Below are 21,273 nucleotides of genomic sequence, written 5' to 3'. Positions count from 1 at the left end.
CGACCCTCGTGGAACGTCGGCCCCGACCGATAGAGTGAATATCTTGTGAGCAGTTACTCCAGCCTTCTGAAGACCCCCGGCGTCGCGCGGATCATCGCCGCGCAGCTGACCGCGCGGTTCCCCTTCGGCATGCTCTCGCTCGCCTTCCTGCTGCACATCGAGCGCGTCCACCACTCGTACGGCGCCGCCGGGCTCGTGCTCGCCGCGATGAGCATCGGGCAAGCCATCGCCGGACCGATGACGAGCCGGCTCATGGGCGTGCTCGGGATGCGGGTCGTGCTGTGGACGACGCTGTCGTTCTGCGCGGTCGCCGTCGCCGTGATCGGACTGCTGGTCATGCCGATCCCCGTCACCATGGCGGTCGCCTTCTTCGCCGGCCTGAGCATGCCGCCGATCCAGCCCGCCGTACGCACCATCTACCCCAAGATGGTCAACTCCCGGCAGCTGACCCCGCTGTTCTCGCTCGACGCGTCCGCTCAGGAGATCATCTGGATCGCCGGGCCGGTGGCGATCACATTCGTGTCGACCCAGATCGGCACCGTCGAGGGCATCCTGATGTCGGTGGCGATCATGCTGCTCGGCGGGTTCTGGTTCATCGCGTCCCCCGAGGTCGGGCGCGTGCGCATCCCGCGCAGCAAACGCCGGTTCGGGGTCGTGCTCGGGCGGCCTCCCGTGCTGCTGGCGACCGTCGTCGGCTTCCTGCTCATCGGCTCCTGCGCGGCGGTCGAGGCCGGGGTGGTCGCGACGTTCGACGAGGGCTCGCCGCTCTCCGGGATCGTGCTCGCCATCTGGTCGGTCGGCTCCCTGGCCGGCGGCCTCGCGTTCGGCCATGTGCCGATCGGCCCGTGGGCCACCGCCCGCCGCATGCTGCTCGTCTTCATCGGCGTCGCCCTGTCGAGCTTCATGCTCTGGTCGCCGTGGGCGCTGTCGGCCACCCTCCTCATCGCCGGTGTCGGCATCGCCCCGGCGCTCGCGGTGCTGTTCGCCATCGTCTCGGCCAGCGTGAAGTTCTCCGACACGGCCGAGGCGTACGGGTGGGTCGGCACCGGCCAGCTCATCGGCGCCGCGCTCGGCTCGGCCCTCGCCGGATTCCTCATCGACGGCTTCGGCGCGATGGGCGCCTTCTGGGCCGCCGCCCTCTTCGCCCTGGTCGGCTTCGTCGTCGCCGCTCTGGCCCACCGCGTCCACCCGGACCTCCGCGGTCGCGACGCCTCCCCCATCCCCGACACCGAGCCCGTCCCCGTCGTCCCCTCCTGACCCGCGAGACTCCCGCCGAAGTTCACGTAGTTGCGCCCATTTCGCGCTTTTGAGGGCAACTACGTGAACTTCGGCGGCGCGGGCTGTGGATAACGTGGGAGGCTCGGTGCCTGGGCTGGCAGAGTGCGGTGATGGCACGACAGCACAGCGCCCTTCCGTCCCCCCTCTCGGACTCCCCATTCCTCGTCCGAGAAGCGCTCGATCAGGGTCTGTCACGGTCTCGCCTGCGGAGCAGTGACCTGGTGCGACCGTTCCGAGGAGCGCGCCTCGCCGTCGGCGCGGACGGACTGGTCGAGAGATGCCGCGCCTACGCCCGGCACCGGCGCCTGGATTTCGCTTTCAGCCATACGACAGCGGCGCTGCTCCTCGGCGTTCCCCTTCCGCCGGGGATCGATCCCGCGATCCATGTGAGCGTCCCGGCTCCCGGCCGCGCTCCCGAGATCGCCGGATTCGTCGGCCACAAACTGACGGACTGGGCGACGACGGAGTTCGACGGTCTTCCCCTCACCACTCCCGCGCAGACGTGGATCGATCTGGCATCGCTCCTACCGGTGCGCGCACTCGTCGTCGCCGGCGACCATCTCGTCGCCGGCGGTGCGCCATTGTCCACCCGGGAGGCGCTCGCGCACCGGATCGCGGCGTCGGCCGGCCGTCGCGGAATCGCTCGCGCGCGCCAGGCGATCGAACAGGTCCGCGCGGGGTCGGAGTCCCCCGGGGAGACACGGCTCCGGCTGCTGCTCGTCGAGGCCGGGCTGCCGATGCCCCAGCTCAACCGGGAGATCCACGACGGCGACCGCTTCATCGCGCGGGTGGATCTCGCGTACCCGAGCGCCAGAGTCGCGCTCGAGTACGAGGGCGACATCCACCGGGTGGACCGCGATGTCTGGCGCAAAGACATCCGTCGCCGCGAACGCCTGGAGGACCTCGGCTGGCGCATGGTGCGTGTCACCGCCGACGACATCGCGCACCCCGCCGAGCTGCTCACTCGCCTCCGCAGGCTCCTCCGCGCCTGAATCGCCATCCGAAGTTCACGTAGTTGCGCTCAAAACGCGTGAATGAGCGCAACTACGTGAACTTCGGGTGGTGCGGCGGGCTACCAGCGGGGGTGGATGGCGGCGCGGAAGTGGGTGTCGTAGATGGCGCGGACGGCGGGGTCGAGGTCGGGGAGGCGGGGGAAGCGCGCGGCGGCGGCGTTGGCGCGCGCCTGGTCCGCCGAGCGGGCGCCGGGGATGACGGTCGAGACGCCGGGCTGCGCGATGATCCACGCGAGGGCGGTCTGGGCGGGCGTGAAGCCCTCGGGGGCGAGCGCAGCGAACTCGCGGGCGGCGAGCACGCCCTCCGCGTAGTCGACGCCCGAGAACGTCTCGCCCACGTCGAAGGCCTCGCCGTGCCGGTTGAACGAGCGGTGGTCGTCGGCGGCGAACGCGGTCTGCTCGGTGTAGCGGCCGCTCAGCAGGCCGGAGGCGAGCGGGACGCGCGCGATGATCCCGACCCCGGCGGCACGGGCCGCGGGCAGCACCTGGTCGAGAGGCTTGAGACGGAAGGCGTTCAGGATGATCTGCACGCTCGCCGTGCCGGGCCGCGCGATGGCGGCGAGGGCTTCGTCGCAGGTCTCGACGCTGACACCGTAGTTCGCGATGGCGCCGTCCGCGACCAGGGTGTCGAGGGCGTCGTAGACGGCATCGCTCGAGAACACCGGGGTCGGCGGGCAGTGCAGTTGGACGAGGTCGAGGGTGTCGACGCCGAGGTTGCGGCGGGAGCGGTCGGTCCATTCGCGGAACTTCGCGAGGGTGAAGTTGGCCGGGTCCTGCTCCTGCCGACGCCCCATCTTGGTGGCGACGGTCAGCGGGAGGTCGGGGCGGGCGGCGCGGAACCGGCCGATGAGCTGTTCGCTGCGGCCGTCGCCGTACACGTCGGCGGTGTCGAAGAAGGTGACCCCGGCGGCGGACGCGGCGTCGAGCACCTCGAATGCCGCGTCCTCGTCGACGTCGCCCCAGTCGGCGCCGAGCTGCCAGGTCCCGAGTCCGACGACCGAGACCTCGCGGCCGGTCCTTCCCAGCGCCCGTTGCTCCATGCGCCCCACCCTAGCCGGTGGCCGGGATGGGACCCAGGGGCCGGCGGTCAGGCCGGTGGTCAGGCCGCCGCCGCGACCACGCGCTGGTTGCGGAAGTGCCCGAGAAGCATCCCGACCAGCCCGAGCGCCGCCCAGCCCAGCAGCACCAGCCACGGTCCGGAGGCGTCCGCGTCCGGGAAGTAGGAGAGGTCGCGCAGCAGGGTGACGGAGGCTCCGGGCACGAACCACTGCCCGATCTCGCCCCACGGCCCGGTGATGAACTGCAGCGGCTGTGCGGCCGCGGAGAGCGGGTTGCCGACCAGCATCGTGAGCACCGCCCCGACCGGGATGCCCGCACGCCCGATCAGCGCGTTCATCCCGACGATGAAGCCCGCGGTGGCGAACATGGAGAGCCCGACGGCGAGGGAGTTGACCAGGAAGCCGCCCTGCAGGATGCCGAACCAGCCCTGCATCACGGCGGTGACGCCCAGCCCGCCCGCCGCCGCGTAGACGACCACGGCGACGAGTCGGCGCCAGCTGCCGGCGACGAGCAGGGAGATGAGGATGCCGCCGATCATCCCGCCGAGCACCAGCGGGAACGAGGAGGCCGAGAGGCCGAGGCCGCGGGCGTCATCGGACGAGAGCGGGACGACGTCGGTGACCGTGACCGTGATGGTCGGCGCGACCGTCCCGGCCGGGGCCTTCCCTGCGGCGATCGCCTGCTGCACGGCGGCGGCCGCCTGTGCGTTCGCCTGAGCCTGGATCGTGGTCGCCACCTGGCCGAGCAGCTGCGTGACGGCGGCGCCGTTCGCGGAGGCCGTGAGGACCTCGGGCTTGTCACCCAGGACGATGGCTCCGTAGACCTGGCGCGTCTCGATGAGGTGGACGGCGTCGGCACGCGTCGCGGTGGTCGTGAGGTCGAAGACGCCGTCGGCCGCGCTGTCGAGCTGCTTCTCGACCTGCGTCGCCTGAGCGCTGTCTCCGGCGATCGCGATCGGCAGATCCTTGACCGAGGAGGTGACGGTCGGCCAGAGGAAGGCGAGGAGGACGACCAGCACCGCGGCGGCGGCGGCGATCGCGAGCAGGACCGAGCGCAGCCAAGGCGTGTGGGCGACCGGTCCGGCGGTGTGGGCGACGGGCCCGGCGGTGTGGGCTCCGTGCCCGGTCGTGCGGCCGGCCGCGTCGGCGTCGCGGGAGGCGTCGATGTCGGGGGCTGCGGGCGGGCTCGGGACGAGGGTGTTGTCGGGCATGGGTACTCCACTGAAAACGAATGATCGTTCTTTATGGTGAACCTGCAATCGGGTATTGTCAAGAACGGTCGTTCGTTTTTTGTGCAGGGAGGCCGCGATGCCCAAAGTCACCGAGGAGCACAAGGCTGCCCGGCGCCAGCAGATCACCCGGGCCGCTCTGCGCCTCTTCGCCCGCTCGGGCTTCGCGGCGACCTCGATGGCCGACATCATCGAGGAGTCGGGCCTCTCCGCCGGCGCCATCTACGGCCACTACAAGAGCAAGGACGAACTCATCCGGCTCGCCGTCGCCGAGATCATGGACGCGCGCTTCCTCGACGTCGCCACAGCCCGCGAGCGCGACCCGCTCCCCACTCCCGGTGAGGTCGTCCGCCTGCTGGTCACGGGCCTCGCGGACCAGGTCGGCGAGCTGCAGCTGCTGCTCCAGGTCTGGGGCCAGGTGCCGATCAATCCCGAGCTGCGGGAGGTCGCGACCGAGATCGGCACCCGGGTCACCGACATGTTCTGCGGCTATCTGACCCAGTGGTACCTGGACTCCGCCGGTCTCGACCGAACCGCCGCGACCGCGCTGGCCCAGCGTCACGTCCCCCTCTATGTCGGGATGGTGCACGGCTACGTCACGCAGTCGGCGCTGTTCGCCGGTTTCGACGGTGAGGCCTACCTCGCCGTCGTGGACACCGTGCGGCTCCCGACCTCCTGAGCGGACGCACCCCAGCGGGCGCCCCCAGTGGGTACCTGGGGCTCAGCCGCACGCCGCGGCGACCACCCGCGCCAGCCGCTTGCGGATGATGTGGTCGTTGGCCTCCACCCGGTGCATGGTGACGCTGCGCATGGCCTCGATCACGGCGAGGCTCCCCGGCGCGATGAACGCGTCGAGCGTCCCGTAGACCACGTGCACCGGGACGCGGACGCGGGCGAGGTCGCTCACCACCGTCTGCTTCTCGATGCAGTTCTCCAGAGACAGGACGAACGGCGTCCAGGTGCGCTCGGTGATCTCGAAGACACCCTTGATGGGCAGCATCCGCGCGAGCACCGTGGCGTTCATCATGGTGAACTCCTTGTTCGCCCGCAGGAACTCGTAAGCGCGCAGGTAGGCGCTGACCCGGGTGCGCACCCGGCGGTCGCCGATCGCCTCGGGCCGGCCGTAGACCGGTGGCCCGACCAGCACGAGCCGGGTGACGGCGGCGGGATGATCGGCGGCGTAGCGCGCAGCGATCAGGGCGCCGAGCGAGTGCCCGACCAGCACGAACGGGGCGCGGAGCCGCAGCGAGCGGAGGGTGCGGTGCAGGGCGTCGACATGCTCCTCGAGTGTGTAGGTCGCGTCGGCCGGTGCCGGCGATCGCCCGAAGCCGAGGATGTCGACCGAGACGACCCGGTGGCTCGGCTCGAGCAGGGGCACGAGGTTCTGGAACGTCACCGACGACGAGGCGATCCCGTGGACGAGCACGACGACCGGGCCGTCGCCCTCGTCTCCGGCGATGTTGAGGAGCGGCGCGCGGCGGAACCAGCTGTCGAAGACGTTCCGCAGCCGGCCCATGGCTCCCATTATGGGCGGCGCACCTCCACGGACGCCGAGGTCGGCGTCGGGGACGACGCTGCGGACGGCGCTCCGGGCGGCACCGGGGACGACGCTGCGGAGGAGATCGGGGAGGGCGATGCGGGCGCCGTCGCCCGATCCGGCCACCAGGCCGGCGTCAGCCGCCCGATCAGGGCGAGCAGCCCGTCCACATCGCGCGGTCGTGGGCGGCTGAGCCAGACGTCGATCGCGCCGATCGTCCCGTCGGCCAGGTAGCGCGCGATGGTGCGGCGCTCGACCGCGTCGGCGGCGGGGACGTCGACGCTGTGCTGCTCGAGCAGCAGTTCGATGGACCCCTCGAAGTGCTCGCTCAGCAGAGCGTGGAGGCTGGAGCTGCCGCTCTCGGCTCCGAGCCCGCGCCGATAGATGACGTCGTGCGCGTCGACGTGCTGGAGCACCGCGCGGGTGACCCCGCTCACGGCGTCCGCAGCCTCCTCCGGTGCGACACCGACGAGGTACGCGGCCCGCAGGTCGTCGAGTTCCGTGCGCAGCACCCGCTGCAGCAGCTCCACCGGCGAGGCGGCGTAGGTGTACACGGTGGAGCGGTGGACACCGGCGGCCGCGGCGAGCGCCGACACCGACACATCGGCGACCGGCCCCGCGGTCGCGAGGTCCAGGATCGCCGCGGTCAGTCGGGCGATCGTCTTCTCCTGGCGGGCATCCACTTTTCGATCGTACAATGGAGTTATCCGACAGGTGTCGGATATCTGAAGGGAGATTTTCATGGCTCAGTACGACGTCGCCGACCGGTCCGCGATCGTGACCGGAGGCGGCTCGGGCATCGGGCGCGCCGTGGCGCTCACCCTCGCGGCCAGCGGCGCGGCGGTCCTCGTGACCGACCTGAACGAGGAGCACGCGCAGGCCGTCGTGGCCGAGATCGAGGCCGCGGGCGGAACGGCCTCCGCGCTCGCGGGCGACGTGACCGACCCCGCGTTCGGCGAGGCCAGCGTCGCCGCAGCGAACGCTCTGGCGCCGCTCAAGATCGCGGTCAACAACGCGGGCATCGGCGGCGAAGCCGCCACCGTCGGCGACTACTCGCTCGACAGCTGGCGCAAGGTCATCGAGGTCAACCTCAACGCCGTGTTCTACGGCATGCAGCCGCAGCTGAAGGCCATGGCCGCGAACGGTGGCGGTGCGATCGTCAACATGGCGTCCATCCTCGGCAGCGTCGGCTTCGCCAACTCGTCGGCGTACGTCACCGCCAAGCACGCGCTGCTCGGCCTCACGCAGAACGCCGCGCTCGAGTACGCAGCCGAGAAGGTGCGCGTCGTCGCGGTCGGCCCCGGCTTCATCCGCACCCCGCTCGTGGAAGCCAACCTCTCCGCCGACGCGCTCGCGTTCCTCGAGGGCAAGCACGCCCTCGGTCGCCTGGGCGAGCCCGAGGAGGTCGCCGCACTGGTCGCCTTCCTCGCATCGGACGCCGCGAGCTTCATCACGGGCAGCTACCACCTGGTGGACGGCGGCTACACCGCTCAGTGAGCGCCGTCTCCCCCGTGTCGTGCGCGGTCCCGCTCCCGTAGGCTGAGGAGCGTGACCGAGCACGAGCTGTTGGGCGACGACCTCCTGGAGCGGTTCCGGGGCCGTGCGGCCGTCTACGACGCCGAGAACCGCTTCTTCGACGAGGACTTCGCCGAGCTGGCCGAGATCGGCTACCTGCGCGCGCTGGTCCCGATCGAGTTCGGCGGGCTCGGACTCGGCCTCGAGCAGACCGCGCGACTGCAGGCTCGGCTGGCGGGCGCCGCTCCCGCGACCGCCCTCGCCGTCAACATGCACCTGGTCTGGACCGGCATCGCGAAGACGCTGCACGACCGCGGCGACGACTCGCTCGACCTCGTGCTCCGGGAGGCCGGAGCGGGCGAGGTCTTCGCCTTCGGCCTGAGCGAGGCGGGCAACGACCTCGTGCTGTTCGGCTCGACCACGGAGGCCCGCCCCGCGGACGACGGCTCGTACACCTTCCACGGCCGCAAGATCTTCACCTCCCTCTCCCCCGCGTGGACGCGCCTCGGCACCATGGGCCTCGACACCGCGAGCGCCGACGCACCGAAGATCGTCTACGGCTTCATCGACCGCGACGGCGGCGGGTTCGAGATCCGCGACGACTGGGACAGCATCGGGATGCGCGCCACGCAGAGCCGCACAACCGTGCTCGACGGCGCCCGCTCCCCGGCCGACCGGATCGTGCGGCGACTCGATCCCGGGCCCAACCCCGATCCGCTGGTGTTCGCGATCTTCGCCAACTTCGAGATCCTGCTCGCGTCCGTCTACACCGGCATCGGCGCTCGCGCGCTCGATCTCGCCGTCGCCGCGGCCCACCGGCGCACCAGCCTGAAGGACGGCGGCCGCAGCTACGCGAGCGACCCGGACATCCGCTGGCGGGTGGCCGAGGCGGCGATCGATCAGGACGCCCTGCTCCCGCAGCTCGACGCGCTCGCCCGCGACGTCGACATGCGGGCGGACCACGGCGCGCTCTGGTTCCCGAAGCTCGTCGGCCTCAAGGTCCGCGCCACCGAGACGGCCCGGCGCGTGGTCGATCAGGCCGTGCGGGTCTCGGGAGGCTCGACCTACTTCTCCGGCAGCGAGCTCGGGAGGCTGTACCGGGACGTGCTGGCGGGCATCTTCCATCCGTCCGACGCGGAATCCGCGCACAGCACGGTCGCTTCTGCCTGGCTCGGCCCGGCGGACGGCTGACCGGGCCCACCCGGCGAACGGGTACCCGGCGCCGGCGCTCCGCTCCGGCGCTCCCGGCTCCGGCACCCGCGCACACAGGCTCCATCCCAGCGAATCGGAGGCACCATGCAGCAGATCACGGCGCAGCACTACGCGGAACGACTGCGGCGGGGAGCAGCGCAGGCACGCGCGGCAGGCTTCGACGCCCTGCTGGTGGCGCCCGGACCGGACCTCGCGTACTTCGCCGACTACCTGCCGATCGCGACCACCGAGCGGATCACCCTCCTCGTCGTCCCGACGGCGGGCGAGCCGACGATGATCGTCCCCGCCCTGGAGCACGGCAGCGCCGCCGCCACCCGCGCATCCGGCGCGTTCCGGATCGTCGACTGGTCCGACGGCGAGGACGAGTACGTGCCGACCGCGGCACTGTTGGCGGAGGACGGCCGGTACGCCGTGTCGGACGCGCTCTGGGCGATGCACCTCCTGGGCCTGCAGCAGAGGCTCCCCCGGGCACGGTTCGCCTCGTTCTCCCGCGCACTGCCGATGTTGCGCGCGGTGAAGGGCGCCGACGAGATCGATCGGCTCGCCGCGGCGGGCGCTGCGGCCGACGCGACGTTCGAGGACATCCTCGCCGTCCGCTTCTCCGGGCGCACGGAGCGGGAGGTCGCCGCCGATCTCGACCGGCTGCTGCGGGAGCACGGTCACAGCCAGGTCGACTTCACGGTCGTCGGCTCCGGCCCGAACGGAGCGAACCCGCATCACGAGGCCGGCGACCGCACGATCCTCGACGGCGACATGGTCGTCCTCGACTTCGGCGGGCTGATGGACGGGTACGGGTCCGACACGACCCGCACCGTGCACGTGGGCGAGCCGACGGATGAGGAGCACGAGGTCTTCGAGGTCGTGAAGCGCGCCCAGCAGGCCGCGTTCGACGCGGTCGCCGTCGGCGTCCCGCTGCAGGAGATCGACCGCGTCGCCCGTGCCGTCATCAGCGACGCCGGCTATGGCGAGCGGTTCATCCATCGGGTGGGCCACGGCATCGGCACCACGACGCACGAACCGCCCTACCTCGTGGAGGGCGAGAAGCTGCCGATCGAGGCCGGGATGTGCTTCTCGATCGAACCGGGGATCTACCTGCCCGGCCGGTTCGGCGTGCGGATCGAGGACATCGTGGTCGCCGCGGAGGATGGCGCGCACCGGCTGAACAACACCAGCCGCGAGCTGCACCTGGTCCGATGACGTCGGCACCCGAGGTCCTCTCCCCGGCGGAGGAGCACGATGCCGAACGGCGGCGCGCCCTGCGCCGGATGAAGGTCCTCGCGACATCGCTGCTGATCGTCGCCGCCGTGATCTTCGCGGTCGCCTTCGCGCTGCAGACCCGCTACCCCTGGCTCGGCTATGTGCGCGCGGCCGCCGAGGGCGCCATGGTCGGCGCGCTCGCGGACTGGTTCGCGGTGACCGCACTGTTCCGTCATCCACTCGGACTGCGCATCCCGCACACGGCGATCATTCCGACCCGCAAGGATGAGATCGGCGAGAGCCTGGGCGAGTTCGTGGAGACCAACTTCCTCGCCGACGACGTGGTCGCCGGCAAACTCGGCTCGATCGACATCGCGGGCGCCCTCGGCGGCTGGCTCGCCGACCCCGAGAACGCCCGACGGGTGGTGGCCGAGGGGTCCGCCGCCCTCGTCGGGCTGGTCGGACTGCTCGACGACGAGCGGATGCGCGAGGCGCTCGAAGCGGTGGTCCGCACCCACCTGATCGAACCGGAGTGGGGGCCTCCCCTCGGGCGTCTGGGAGAGAAGGTGCTCGCGTCCGGCGGGCAGCGCGAGGTCGTCGACCTGGTGCTGGACCGGGTGGACGACTGGCTCGCCGCCCATCCCGACGCGTTCGCCACGCTGGTCTCACGTCGGCTGCCGTCGTGGGTGCCCTCGTTCGTGGACCGGATGGTCGACGATCGGCTGCACGCGGAGGCGCGCCGCTTCCTGTCGGACGTGCGGCGCGACCCCGAGCACCGGATGCGCCACGCGATCGACGACGCCCTCGGGCAGCTGGCCGAGCGCCTGCAGCACGACCCCGACACGATCGCCCGGCTGGAGTCGGCGAAGGAGCGCGCCTTCGACGACCCGCGCATCCGGGAGCTCGCGGCGTCGGCGTGGGAGGCGGCAAGGAACGCGGCCGTGAGCGCCCTGTCCGATCCGGCGAGCGAGCTGCGCGGCCGGGCGGAGGTCGCCCTCGCCGACGCCGCCCGACGGGTCGCCGCCGACCCCGGGCTGCGCGCCTCGCTCAACGCCCGCATCACCGACGCCGCCCTCCACCTCGTCACCGCGTACCGGCACGACATCGCCGGCATCATCGGCGAGACCGTTCGCGGGTGGGATGCGGCGGAGACGACCGACAAGATCGAGACCCAGGTCGGCCGGGACCTCCAGTTCATCCGGATCAACGGCACCGTGGTCGGCGCGCTGGCCGGTCTCGCGATCTACACGGTCGCGACCCTCGTGGCCGCCGCCCTCCCCTGACCGCGACGCTCCAGCACCACAGCACCGCAGCACCGCAGCACCAGCGCGATGCGGACCACATGTGCGGTAGCGCGCCGCCATTCCCGCGATTCAAGGGATGGAGGCGGGGTCAGGCGGCGCGGCGGAGGGCGCGGCGGCGCACGAACGGGAGCGCCACGAGCCGCCAGCCGACGAGGAAGACGCCGAGCACGACGAAGGCGACCGCGATGAAGCTCGGCTGGACACCCTGCCCGGCCGAGGTGCGGATGAGCATCCCGAGCGCGACCGTCATCAGCCAGATCGGCACGCCGGGCCAGACCACAGCGAGCGGGCGGCGCCACGCCCAGGTCACCAGCCACCCGGCGACCAGCCCGAGCAGGAAGGGCCAGAGGGTCGTCACGAGCCCGCCGATCCCGGCGGACTCGCCGTGGCTGCGTCGGCCGACGAGCACGAAGAGCAGCACGAGGGCGGCGTCGATCACGAATGCCGCGACCGCCGTCCTCCAGGATTTCACGCGTTGATGCTACGCGCCGATGTCCGTGCGTTCGCTGGGTGCCGAGCGCGCCTGCGCGCTCAGTAGACTGGGCGCAGCCCGCCGACGAGCCCTGGAGCATCCGTGCCGAATTTCGACTTCCTCGACCAGCCCTCGCTTCCCCGACCGGACATCACCCCGGACGACGCCGGTGCGATCGCGGCCGAGCGGTTCGGCCTGGCCGGCACGGTGACGGAGCTCGGCAGCCAGCAGGATCGCAACTTCCTCATCGACACCGGCGAGAGCCGGTACGTGCTCAAGATCGCCAATCCCGTGTTCTCGGCCGACGAGCTGCTGGCCCAGAACGCGGCCCTCGGCGCCCTGGCCGGTTCGGGCATCCGTGTCCCCGCCGTGGTCACCGCGACCGGTGGCGACGAGCTCGCGGCCGTCGACGTGCGCGGGGTGGAGCTGCACGCCCGCGTCCTCAGCTTCCTGGACGGCGACCCGCTCACCGACGTCGCCCACCCGAGCAGCGAGCAGTTGCGCACCCTGGGCGGTCTCGCCGGCGGGATCGCCGCCGGCCTCGCCGGGCTGCGGCATCCGGGCCTGGATCGGACGACCCAGTGGGACTCCCGCATCGGGGGCGAGGTCGTGGACCTGCTGCTCGACCACGTCGAGCAGCCCGCCAAGCGCCGCGTGGTGCGGGCCGCGACCGATGCCGCGCTGGCCCGGCTGGAGCCGCTGCGCTCCCGGCTGCGGGTGCAGGCGACCCACGGCGACGTGACGGACGACAACATCGTGCTCGGCGCCTCCGGCCCGGGCGTCATCGACTTCGGCGATGTGGCCGACGGTTGGCTGGTCGGCGAGCTGGCCGCCACGGTGACCAGCGTGCTGCACCACGTACCCGAGGAGCCGTTCGCTGCGGTGCTGGAGGTGGTGGACGCGTTCCACGAGCGCTCCCCCCTCGACGACGCCGACCTCGCCGCCCTGTGGCCGCTCGTCGTCCTGCGTGGGGCGGTCCTCGTCGTCAGCGGGGAGCAGCAGGTGGCGCTGGACGGCGACAACGCCTACGCGGACGAGAACCGCGCCCACGAATGGCTGGCCTTCGACGTCGCCCGCCGCATCGACGCCGACGAGATGGAGGCGCTGCTCCGGCACCGGCTCCGCGGTGTCGTCGGTGCCGGTTCGGCGGTGGCCGGCCTCGGCCGGCTGGTCGATCTCGCCAGCAGCGCCGACAACCTCGTCGACCTGTCGGTCCTCGGCCGCGATCAGGACGCGGGAGCGTGGACGGAGCAGGCGGCGGAGGATGAGGCGCTCGCCCGCGTCTGCCGCGCGGCCGGCCACGCGATCACGCGATACGGCGAGGCACGGCTCACCCGCGCGGTGCGCGACCGCGCCGAAGCCACGGCCACGATCGCGCTCGGCGTCACGCTCGACGTCCCCGCCGGCGTCCCCGTGACCGCCCCGTTCGCCGGCGAGCTCGCGCTGGTCGAAGGCGCCTGGGTGCTGCGCGGCGACGACGCCGACCTGTGGCTGGACGGCCTGACGCGGCCGCTGACCACCGCTGTGGCGTCCGCCGGCGACGAGATCGGGACGACCATCCGCCTCACGGCGCAGCTTGGGCGCGCGGCCGGCCATCGTCCGCCGGCGTTCGTCACCCCGGCGGCGCCCTTCGCGCTGTGGGCGGCGGCCTCCCCCGACCCGTCCGATCTGTTCGGACTCGACGTGACGGCCCCCGTACCGGACCCGGCCGGCGCGCTCGCCCGCCGCGACGACACGTTCGCGCTGGTGCAGGAGCACTACTTCGCCCATCCCCCGCTCATCGAGCGCGGCTGGCGGCACCACCTGTTCGACACCGGGGCGCAGAGCTACCTCGACATGGTGAACAACGTCACGCAGATCGGGCACGGCCACCCGCGTCTCGTGGAGGCCGTGCGCGACCAGTGGGCCCGGCTCAACACCAACTCGCGCTTCCACTACGAGGAGCTGTCCCGCTACACCGAGCGGCTGGCCGAGCTGGCCCCCGACGGGCTCGACACCGTCTTCCTCGTCAACTCCGGCAGCGAGGCGGTCGACCTGGCCCTGCGCCTGGCCCAGACCCACACCGGCCGCCGCACCATCCTGGCGGTGAAGGAGGCGTACCACGGCTGGACCGTCGGCTCCGACTCCGTCTCGTCGTCGCTCGGCGACAACCCGCGCGCCCTCGAGACGCGTCCGGACTGGGTGAAGCTCGTCGCCGCGCCGAACGCGCTGCGCGGGGTGCACCGCGGACCGGACTCCGCCGCCGCGTACCTGGCCGACCTCGACGACGACCTCGCGGCCCTCGACGCGGAGGGGATCGACGTGGCCGGGTACATCGCCGAGCCGGTCTTCGGCAACGCCGGCGGCCTCATGCTGCCGGACGGCTACCTCGCCGGCGTCTACGAGCGCATCCGCGCCCGTGGCGGCGTCTGCATCGCCGACGAGGTGCAGGTCGGCTTCGGCCGCCTCGGCCACTACTTCTGGGGCGCGCAGCAGCAGGGCGTCGTGCCCGACGTCATCACGATCGCCAAGGCGGTCGGCAACGGCCAGCCGCTCGGGGCGGTGATCACCCGCCGGGAGATCGCCGAGTCGTTCGCCGCCGAGGGCTCGTTCTTCTCCTCGGCCGGCGGCAGCCCGGTCAGCTCCGTGGTCGGGCTCACCGTGCTCGACGTGATGCGCGACGAGCGGCTGCAGGAGAACGCGGTCGTGGTCGGCGATCACCTCGCCGCCCGGTTGCGCGAGCTCGGCGAGCGGCACCCGATCGTCGGCGCCGTGCACGGCATGGGGCTCTACCTGGGCGTGGAGCTGGTGCTGGACCGTGCGGCGATGACCCCCGCCTCGGCCGAGGCGACGCTGATCTGCGAGCGGATGCTCGCCGAAGGCGCCATCGTGCAGCCCACCGGCGACTTCAAGAACGTGCTCAAGATCAAGCCGCCGCTGTGCATCACCCGTGCGAGCGCGGATCGGTTCGCGGACGCCCTCGACCTGGTGCTGTCCACGCTCTGAGTTCTCCGGCGCCCGGGGCCGGACTCAGCGCCGCGACGGACGCAGGGACGTCGCGGCGGCCGCAGCGATCGCGTCCGAGACGGCGCCGAGTGCGGCGGAGCGCATCGACCATTGGTGCCAGTGCAGCTCCACCGACTCGGCGGCGTCGTCGAGCAGCACCAGCCGGCCGTCTGCCAGCGGGGCGACGGTCTGGAGATCGGGCAGCATCCCCCAGCCCAGGCCGAGCTCCGCGGCGCGCACGAACTCGGTCGACGCGGGCACGTACTGCCGCGGCGGTCTCGCCTCGGGCGCGAAGCGGGCGAGGTAGCGGTCCTGGAGGGCGTCCTTGCGGTCGTAGACGAGCATCGGGGCGGCGTCGGCCGCGCGCGGGTTCCAGCCGGCCGGCGCCCAACGGTCGACGAAGGCGGGGCTCGCGACTGCGCGATAGACCATCGCGCCCAGCGGTGCGACGGTGCAGCCCTGCACCGGATCGGGGTCCGAGCCGATCGCGGCCATCGCCGTGCCGTCGCGCAGCCGGTCGAGCGTGTGCTCCTGATCGTCGAGGGCGATGTCGAACACCAGCTCCGGCAGGCTCGCCAGGGCCGGGAGCACCCAGGTGGAGAGCGAGTCGGCGTTGACCACGAGCGGGATGCTGGTCAGCGCCCCCTCGGCGGCTGCGAGATCGCCGGCGGCCTCGGCCTCCAGCACCGCAACCTGCCGGGCGAGACGCAGCAGGACGCGCCCCGCCTCGGTCGGTTCGATCGGCTTGCTGCGACGCACGAGCACCCGGCCGGCCTGCTCCTCCAGCGCCTTCACGCGCTGACTGACCGCGGAGGGCGTGACGTGCAGCGCCGTCGCCGCTCGTTCGAAGGTGCCGTGGTCGACCACGGCGGCCAGAGTCTTCAGGTGTTCGAATCGCGCATCCATCAACAGCGATGCTAATGGTTCATCAGAAAAGCAAGCTGTACTGATGGCTATCCGGTCCGTAGTGTCGTCCCGTGCTCTCGACCTTCCTCACCGGACTCGGTTCCGGCGCCTCGCTCATCGTCGCCATCGGCGCGCAGAACGCGTTCGTGCTGCGTCAGGGGCTGCGCCGCGAGTTCGTACTCCCCGTCGTCGCCCTCTGCGTGCTCAGCGACGCCCTGCTGATCGCGGCAGGTGTCGCCGGGATCGGCGCGCTGGTGAAGGCGGCCCCGCTCGCCCTCGAGATCGTGCGCTGGGTCGGGTTCGCCTTCCTGCTCGGCTACGCCGTGTTCGCGGCGCGGCGCGCCCTCCGGCCTGCCGCCCTCGCCGCGGCGACGGGAGCGGCACCCTCCCTCGCCGCCACTCTCGGGATGTGCCTGGCCATCACCTGGCTCAACCCGCACGTCTACCTCGACACGGTGCTGCTGCTCGGCTCGCTCTCGGCCGACCACGGCGACCCCGGCCGGTGGGTGTTCGGGGCGGGCGCCGTGACGGCGAGCGTGCTGTGGTTCAGCGTGCTCGGGTTCGGCGCCCGCGTCGCCGCCCCGCTGTTCGCCCGGCCGGTGGCCTGGCGGGTCCTCGACGCGGGCATCGCCGTCCTGATGGTCGTGCTCGCGGTGCTCCTGGTCGTCTGAACGGAGCATTGCGAACCCGGAGCAGCGCGAACCTGGAAGCACCGCGAGCCCGGACCGGTCGGTACGGTCAGGCCGCCCGTCGTCCGCGCCGGGCCTGCGCGATCCACAGCGCCCCTCCGGCGCCGAGGAGCACCAGCACCAGCAGGACCGAGCCCAGCGGCTGGGGGTCGGAACCGGTCTGCGCCAGCGCCAGCGGCATCGCCGCGGCCGACACGGTGAGGGTCGCCTCCACGCTGCGCGACGCCGCGAACGCGGTGTCGCCGAGGTAGGCGGCCCGGATCGTGTGCGACCCCGCCGCAAGCCCCGCGAGAGTCACCGTCGTCTCGAATCCGGCCCCCGCCGGCAGGGGCGCACCGTAGGGTGCACCGTCCACGGTCAGCTGCACGGATCCGCTCGGGTCGATCGCCGCGGGTCCGTTCGGCGCCATCCGGACGGTCGCGGTCGCCTGCGCCCCCACCCGGATGTCGCCGACATCGAGGCTCAGCGAGGTCTGCGTGGGCGCCTTGGGGGTCACCAGGTCGAGCACGGCCGGGTCGGCCGCGGCATAGTTGGCGTCGCCGGCGTAGGCGAAGGAGAGCGGCAGCGTCCCCACGGACCAGGCCGGGGTGAACGTGAAGGTGCCGTCCGCCCCGATCGGTGCCGTGCCGAGGGTGCCTCCGCGCAGCGACACGACGACGTCACCGGTGGGCAGCGCCGAGCCGGTGCCCGGCGTCGTGGTCGGCACGAGGGAGCCGGTCACCGTCGCCGGAACGCCGGTCGACGCGGGCGTGGTGGCCGCGATGCCGGTGAACCGGGTCGGAGCGGCGGTCACCGTCTGCACGAACGGTGTGGTCGCCGAGGCGAACGGCTCCGTGCCCGGATCGTACGCGAACTCGAGGTCGTGCACTCCGACCGCCGTGACGAGGGCGGGGAACGACGCGGTGCCGTCGGCGGCCACCGCGGCCGATCCGAGGACCGTGGTGCCGTCGGTCACGACGACCTCGCCGACGGGGACGCTGCCGCCCTCGGTGTTCGCGACGGTCACCGTCAGGTCCGCAGGCGCGCCGTAGACCGCGTCCGGGTCCGTCGAGACGACCGTCAGCTCGGTCCCCTGCGCCTGGGTGTAGGACAGGAGCACGTGGCCGTTGCCGTTCCAGAAGGTCGACGCGTCGACCTGGACGCGGCTCCCGTCGCTCCAGCTGGAGCCGCCCGCGCCGCCGCCACCGCCGCCACCGCCGGCCTGGCCGCCACCGCCGCCGTCACCGGCCGGCGTGCCGCCGCCGCCACCGCCGCCGCCACCGGCGGAGCTGCTGGTGGCCGCGTTGCCGCCGGCGCGTCCGCCGCCCCAGCCGGGCGGGGAGATCGCGCCGCCGTTGCCGTGCCCGGCGCCGGAGCCGTTGCCGCCGGTCTGGCCGGAGGCGCCGCCGGTGCCACCCTCGTAGCCGACGAACGCCGCGCCGAGGCCGCCGCCTCCGCCGCCCCCGCCGGCGACGATCAGGGGACTGTCGCCGCTGTCACTGCGCAGCACGACCGCGCTCGCACCGCCGCCGCCCCCACCGGCGTGGGCCTCGAGCGAGCCCGTGTCGCCGGGACCGCCCGTGAAGTAGCCGGCACCGCCGCCGCCCGGGCTCGACTTGTCGGAGTTGGTCGGGCCGCCCATCGTGCTCGAGTAGAAGACCAGCGTCTGCCCCGGCTGCACGGCGATCGTGGCGCGGACCAGACCGCCCGCGCCTCCGGCGCCGTCGGAGGTGAGCTGCCAGTCGGTGCCGGGGAAGTTGACCGGGCCGCCGCCACCGCCGGCCGAGCCGGCGACCTCCACCTCGATCGAGTGCACACCCGCGGGGACCATCCAGGTCGCCCCCGCGGTCGCCCCCACCGACTGCCCGGAGACGACCGTCTCGGCGGAGGCGGGCGCGGCCGCGAACAGGCCTCCCGCGGTGAGGGCGACGGCGGCCAGGCCGGCCGCCGCCGGGACGAGGCGCCGTGAGCGCGGTGGAGTTCGATGCATGAGACGAGACCTTTCGAGACCAGAGACTCTCGCCACGCTATGCACGCGCGAGTGGGCGGATCCGCACGGGCCGTCAGGACTATCCGGACCGGATAGTGCGCTGGCCCGCTAGCATGTGGGCACGATGCCGACCTGTCCGCACCCCGCGCTCGCCCCGGAGGACCGTCCCGAGGCCGTCCTCGCCCGCGCCCGTCGCCCGACCGGGACCCTCATCGCCCTCACCGGTCTGGCCGGGGTGGGCAAGAGCACCTGGCTGCGCCAGTTCACCGCGGCGGCCGACCGGCTGCGCGTCGTCGCCGTCAGCGCCGACGCGTTCGAGGCGTCGTTCCCGTTCGCCCTGGCCGACAAGCTGGCGCATGCGGCCGGTCTGAGGCTCGGCGTGCTCGGTGAGGCCGGTGCGCCCGACCTGCTGAGCGTCTCCCGCGCGCTGCTGCCCGCGCTCGCCCGCGGCACGTCGGCTGCACGCCGGCTCGCCCTCGTGATCGACAACGCGCAATGGATCGACGAGCAGTCGGTGCAGGCGCTGCGTTTCGTCCTCGGCCGGATCGCCCACGACGGCGTGTGCGTGCTCCTCGCCGGGCATGCTCCCCGCACCGAGGAGATCGCCGCGGCCCTCGTCGAGGCGGAGCCGGGCGCGTGGGAGGAGACCCGCCTGGTCCGGCTCGAACCGCTCGATGCCGCGGGCGTGCGCGAGTACGTCTCCCGGGTGCACGACGTCGAGGTGTCGCTGCGGCTCGCCGCCCGCATCCGCGAGCTCTCCGGCGGCCTCCCCGTGCTGCTCGACGCGGTGGTCGGCGCGATGGAACGACCGTCCGACGGGCGTCGCGCGCACTGGGACGAGGACGTGCGGCTGCCGCATCAGCCCGAGAACCCGTTCCGCTCGGCCGGCGCCGACCAGCCGCGGCCCGTCGTGGCGGCGGTCGAGATCTCCGCCGCGCTGCGCGATGCCGCGACGGCGGACGAGATCGACCGCATCGCCGCGGCCCTCGGCGAACGCGTGGGCGTGGAGGCCGCGGTCGCCGCGGGACTGCTCGTCCGTACGCCGGAGGGTGCGGTGCAGACCTTCCACGACCTCTACGCGACGGATGTGCGGCAGCGGCTCGGCGCGGACCGCCGCTCGGCCATCCTGACCGCCGCGGCGGACGTGCTCGCCCACCCGCACCGGGCGCTGATCTGCCGCCTGGACGCGACCCAGACGCTCGATCCCGCTCTGCTGCGCGCGGTCCGCGCCCGCGCGGCCGAGGCGGCGCGCGAGGGGCACCCGGAGCGGGCCGTCGACTACCTCCGCCGCGCCGCGGACCTCGCCGGCCCGGGAGTGCGCGGCGACCTCGTCGTCGAGGCGTGCGTGCTCGCCGGCGCCGCCTTCGTCAGCCCGGTCGTGCTCGACCTGCTGCCGGAGCTGGAGAGCCTCCCCCGCGACCCGGTGCGCGACCTGGCGCTGCTGCAGACCCGCCAGATCACCGGAGACGTCGCGTGGGCCGGGGCTTTCGCCGCCGAGCTGCTGGAGCAGCGCGGCGACCACCCGGACGCCCTCACACTGCGGATGCACGCGGCGATGATGGCCGTCATGGTGCAGCTCACGACCGACGACTACGGCCCGGTGCTCGGCCTCCTGGACCGGACGCTGGAGCTCGCCGAGCGTCTGCTGGCCGAGCCGCGAACCCTGAGCGACGACCGACTCGCCCCTCTGCCCTCGGCGGAGGAGATCCGGCTGCGCGCGACCGGGCTGACGATCGTCGCGGCAGCACGGATCGGCGACACCGACCGCGTGTCGGCCGCGCTGGGGGCGTTGTCCGTCGCCATCGCGACCGCCGCCGACTCCCCGGCGCTGAGCGACGCCCTGACCTGCCGGGCCGGTGTCTTGTCGGGCATCGGCGTCGTGGACGCAGCGGCCGCCGACCTCGAGCGCGCGCTGGAGCTCGCCGCCCGCGGAGTCGTCGGCTGGAGTCTCGGCCACGCCCGCGTGCTGCTCGCGTACTGCTGGTGGGTGCTCGGCCGCTCGACCGATGCCGCCGCGATGCTGCAGGACGCCGCCGTCGCCGCACTGGACAGCATCGACGTCTCCTCCCGCCCCTTGATCTACCTGCTGCGTGCAGTACTCGCCGGCGAGGCGGGAGACGGTGACGCCTACGAGGCGAACCGCCGGATCGCCGACGAGGTGACGGTCACCGACTACGACACCTTCGGCGTCGAGCTGGAGCTCCTGGCCGCCGTCCAGCGCGCCCGGGCGCTCGGCCGTCCCGAGGAGGTGCTCGCCGCACTCGCGCCCGAGACGATCGGGGACCGCTGGCTCGCCGGGTCCGCGATCTTCACCTACCGGGTGGATGCCCTGGCCGCCCTCGGTCGCGCGGAGGAGGCCGATCGCGAACTCGCGCGGCTGCGGGCGCTCGCGGGCGCCGGATGGTCCCCGATCTACGGCTCGCTCGACTGGCTGGAGGGCCGGGTCGCGGAGGCGTTCGGGCTCACCGAGCGGGCGCTCCGGGCGTACCGCGCCGCCTCGAACGACCCCGTGCCCCGGTCGCGCGCGCAGGCGGCCTTCGACGGGGGTCGCCTCCTCCTGGCAGCGGGAGGCGAGCGCGTCGGCGGCGAGCGGATGCTGCGCTCCGCCGCGAGCACGTTCGGCGCCCTCGGAGCACGCCCCGCGATGCTGGCGGCGCTGGCGCTGCTCGACGGCGACGGTGGCGATCCGGCCGCACTCGACGGACTCGAGACGCTGAGCGGGCGCGAGCGGGAGGTCGCCCAGCTGGCCGCCACGGGCCTCACCAACGCGGAGATCGCCGACACCCTGTTCCTCTCCGCACCGACCGTCGCCTTCCACATGCGCAAGGTGCTGGCGAAACTCGGTCTGCGCTCGCGGCGCGAGCTGAGCGGGGTGCTCCACCACGGCGCGTGAGGTCGCCGACGGCATC

At 73.0% G+C, this 21,273-nt stretch carries 17 protein-coding genes; 10 read left to right on the top strand and 7 right to left on the bottom strand.

Annotated elements, in window-relative coordinates:
- The first annotated feature begins 45 nt into the window (after positions 1 to 45).
- A complete protein-coding gene (locus U870_RS0116800; protein ID WP_025158538.1) occupies positions 46 to 1,257 on the top strand; it encodes an MFS transporter in 1,212 nt (403 codons plus the stop codon).
- Between the two features lie 242 nt (positions 1,258 to 1,499).
- Positions 1,500 to 2,270 (top strand): endonuclease domain-containing protein, encoded by a 771-nt coding sequence (locus tag U870_RS0116795; RefSeq protein ID WP_240183737.1) that lies wholly within the window; start codon positions 1,500 to 1,502, stop codon positions 2,268 to 2,270.
- Positions 2,271 to 2,350: 80 nt separating this feature from the next.
- On the opposite strand, the gene U870_RS0116790 is transcribed toward U870_RS0116795, so the two are convergent.
- Both U870_RS0116790 and U870_RS0116785 read right to left on the bottom strand, forming a co-directional pair.
- On the bottom strand, positions 2,351 to 3,331 hold the full coding sequence (locus U870_RS0116790; RefSeq protein WP_025158536.1) for an aldo/keto reductase: 981 nt from the start codon (positions 3,329 to 3,331) through the stop codon (positions 2,351 to 2,353).
- Between the two features lie 59 nt (positions 3,332 to 3,390).
- Positions 3,391 to 4,560, bottom strand: coding sequence for a hypothetical protein (locus tag U870_RS0116785; RefSeq protein WP_025158535.1), 1,170 nt, complete (start codon positions 4,558 to 4,560; stop codon positions 3,391 to 3,393).
- Positions 4,561 to 4,657: 97 nt separating this feature from the next.
- On the opposite strand from U870_RS0116785, the gene U870_RS23275 reads away from it, so the two are divergent.
- The gene (locus tag U870_RS23275) at positions 4,658 to 5,257 is read left to right on the top strand and encodes a TetR/AcrR family transcriptional regulator (RefSeq protein ID WP_025158534.1); all 600 of its coding nucleotides are present in this window, start codon (positions 4,658 to 4,660) and stop codon (positions 5,255 to 5,257) included.
- Between the two features lie 42 nt (positions 5,258 to 5,299).
- Here U870_RS23275 and U870_RS0116775 read toward each other — a convergent pair whose 3' ends face one another.
- A complete protein-coding gene (locus U870_RS0116775; protein ID WP_052357794.1) occupies positions 5,300 to 6,094 on the bottom strand; it encodes an alpha/beta fold hydrolase in 795 nt (264 codons plus the stop codon).
- A gap of 8 nt (positions 6,095 to 6,102) precedes the next feature.
- Positions 6,103 to 6,798 (bottom strand): TetR/AcrR family transcriptional regulator, encoded by a 696-nt coding sequence (locus U870_RS0116770; RefSeq protein ID WP_025158532.1) that lies wholly within the window; start codon positions 6,796 to 6,798, stop codon positions 6,103 to 6,105.
- Between the two features lie 58 nt (positions 6,799 to 6,856).
- On the opposite strand from U870_RS0116770, the gene U870_RS0116765 reads away from it, so the two are divergent.
- The 4 genes from U870_RS0116765 (at position 6,857) to U870_RS0116750 (ending at position 11,322) form a co-directional block, all read left to right on the top strand.
- Entirely contained in the window at positions 6,857 to 7,612 is a 756-nt protein-coding gene (locus U870_RS0116765) for an SDR family NAD(P)-dependent oxidoreductase (protein WP_025158531.1), read from the top strand.
- A 51-nt stretch (positions 7,613 to 7,663) separates the two neighbouring features.
- The gene (locus tag U870_RS0116760) at positions 7,664 to 8,821 is read left to right on the top strand and encodes an acyl-CoA dehydrogenase family protein (RefSeq protein ID WP_025158530.1); all 1,158 of its coding nucleotides are present in this window, start codon (positions 7,664 to 7,666) and stop codon (positions 8,819 to 8,821) included.
- Between the two features lie 105 nt (positions 8,822 to 8,926).
- Positions 8,927 to 10,039: an aminopeptidase P family protein gene (locus U870_RS0116755; RefSeq protein WP_025158529.1), complete on the top strand. Its 1,113-nt coding sequence runs from the start codon at positions 8,927 to 8,929 to the stop codon at positions 10,037 to 10,039.
- A complete protein-coding gene (locus U870_RS0116750) occupies positions 10,036 to 11,322 on the top strand; it encodes a DUF445 domain-containing protein (RefSeq protein ID WP_025158528.1) in 1,287 nt (428 codons plus the stop codon). The genes U870_RS0116755 and U870_RS0116750 overlap by 4 nt, the downstream gene beginning before the upstream one ends.
- A gap of 109 nt (positions 11,323 to 11,431) precedes the next feature.
- Here U870_RS0116750 and U870_RS0116745 read toward each other — a convergent pair whose 3' ends face one another.
- Complete coding sequence (locus tag U870_RS0116745; RefSeq protein WP_025158527.1) at positions 11,432 to 11,815, bottom strand: DUF3054 domain-containing protein; 384 nt, start codon at positions 11,813 to 11,815, stop codon at positions 11,432 to 11,434.
- Between the two features lie 102 nt (positions 11,816 to 11,917).
- On the opposite strand from U870_RS0116745, the gene U870_RS0116740 reads away from it, so the two are divergent.
- On the top strand, positions 11,918 to 14,800 hold the full coding sequence (locus U870_RS0116740; protein ID WP_025158526.1) for an aminotransferase: 2,883 nt from the start codon (positions 11,918 to 11,920) through the stop codon (positions 14,798 to 14,800).
- A gap of 24 nt (positions 14,801 to 14,824) precedes the next feature.
- Here U870_RS0116740 and U870_RS0116735 read toward each other — a convergent pair whose 3' ends face one another.
- A complete protein-coding gene (locus tag U870_RS0116735; protein ID WP_025158525.1) occupies positions 14,825 to 15,706 on the bottom strand; it encodes a LysR family transcriptional regulator ArgP in 882 nt (293 codons plus the stop codon).
- A gap of 71 nt (positions 15,707 to 15,777) precedes the next feature.
- Here U870_RS0116735 and U870_RS0116730 point away from each other — a divergent pair, with 71 nt between their 5' ends.
- Positions 15,778 to 16,377, top strand: a complete 600-nt coding sequence (locus tag U870_RS0116730) for a LysE/ArgO family amino acid transporter (RefSeq protein WP_025158524.1) — start codon at positions 15,778 to 15,780, stop codon at positions 16,375 to 16,377.
- 67 nt (positions 16,378 to 16,444) lie between these two features.
- On the opposite strand, the gene U870_RS25070 is transcribed toward U870_RS0116730, so the two are convergent.
- Entirely contained in the window at positions 16,445 to 18,364 is a 1,920-nt protein-coding gene (locus U870_RS25070) for an Ig-like domain-containing protein (protein WP_025158523.1), read from the bottom strand.
- 124 nt (positions 18,365 to 18,488) lie between these two features.
- On the opposite strand from U870_RS25070, the gene U870_RS0116720 reads away from it, so the two are divergent.
- Positions 18,489 to 21,257, top strand: coding sequence for a LuxR C-terminal-related transcriptional regulator (locus U870_RS0116720; RefSeq protein WP_162819172.1), 2,769 nt, complete (start codon positions 18,489 to 18,491; stop codon positions 21,255 to 21,257).
- Positions 21,258 to 21,273 lie beyond the last annotated feature (16 nt).

The sequence above is a fragment of the Leifsonia aquatica H1aii genome (assembly GCF_000633535.1).
GTDB lineage: Bacteria > Actinomycetota > Actinomycetes > Actinomycetales > Microbacteriaceae > Leifsonia > Leifsonia aquatica_A.
Note: the sequence above shows the minus strand (reverse complement) of the source record. Positions and strands in the feature narration are given on the sequence as shown.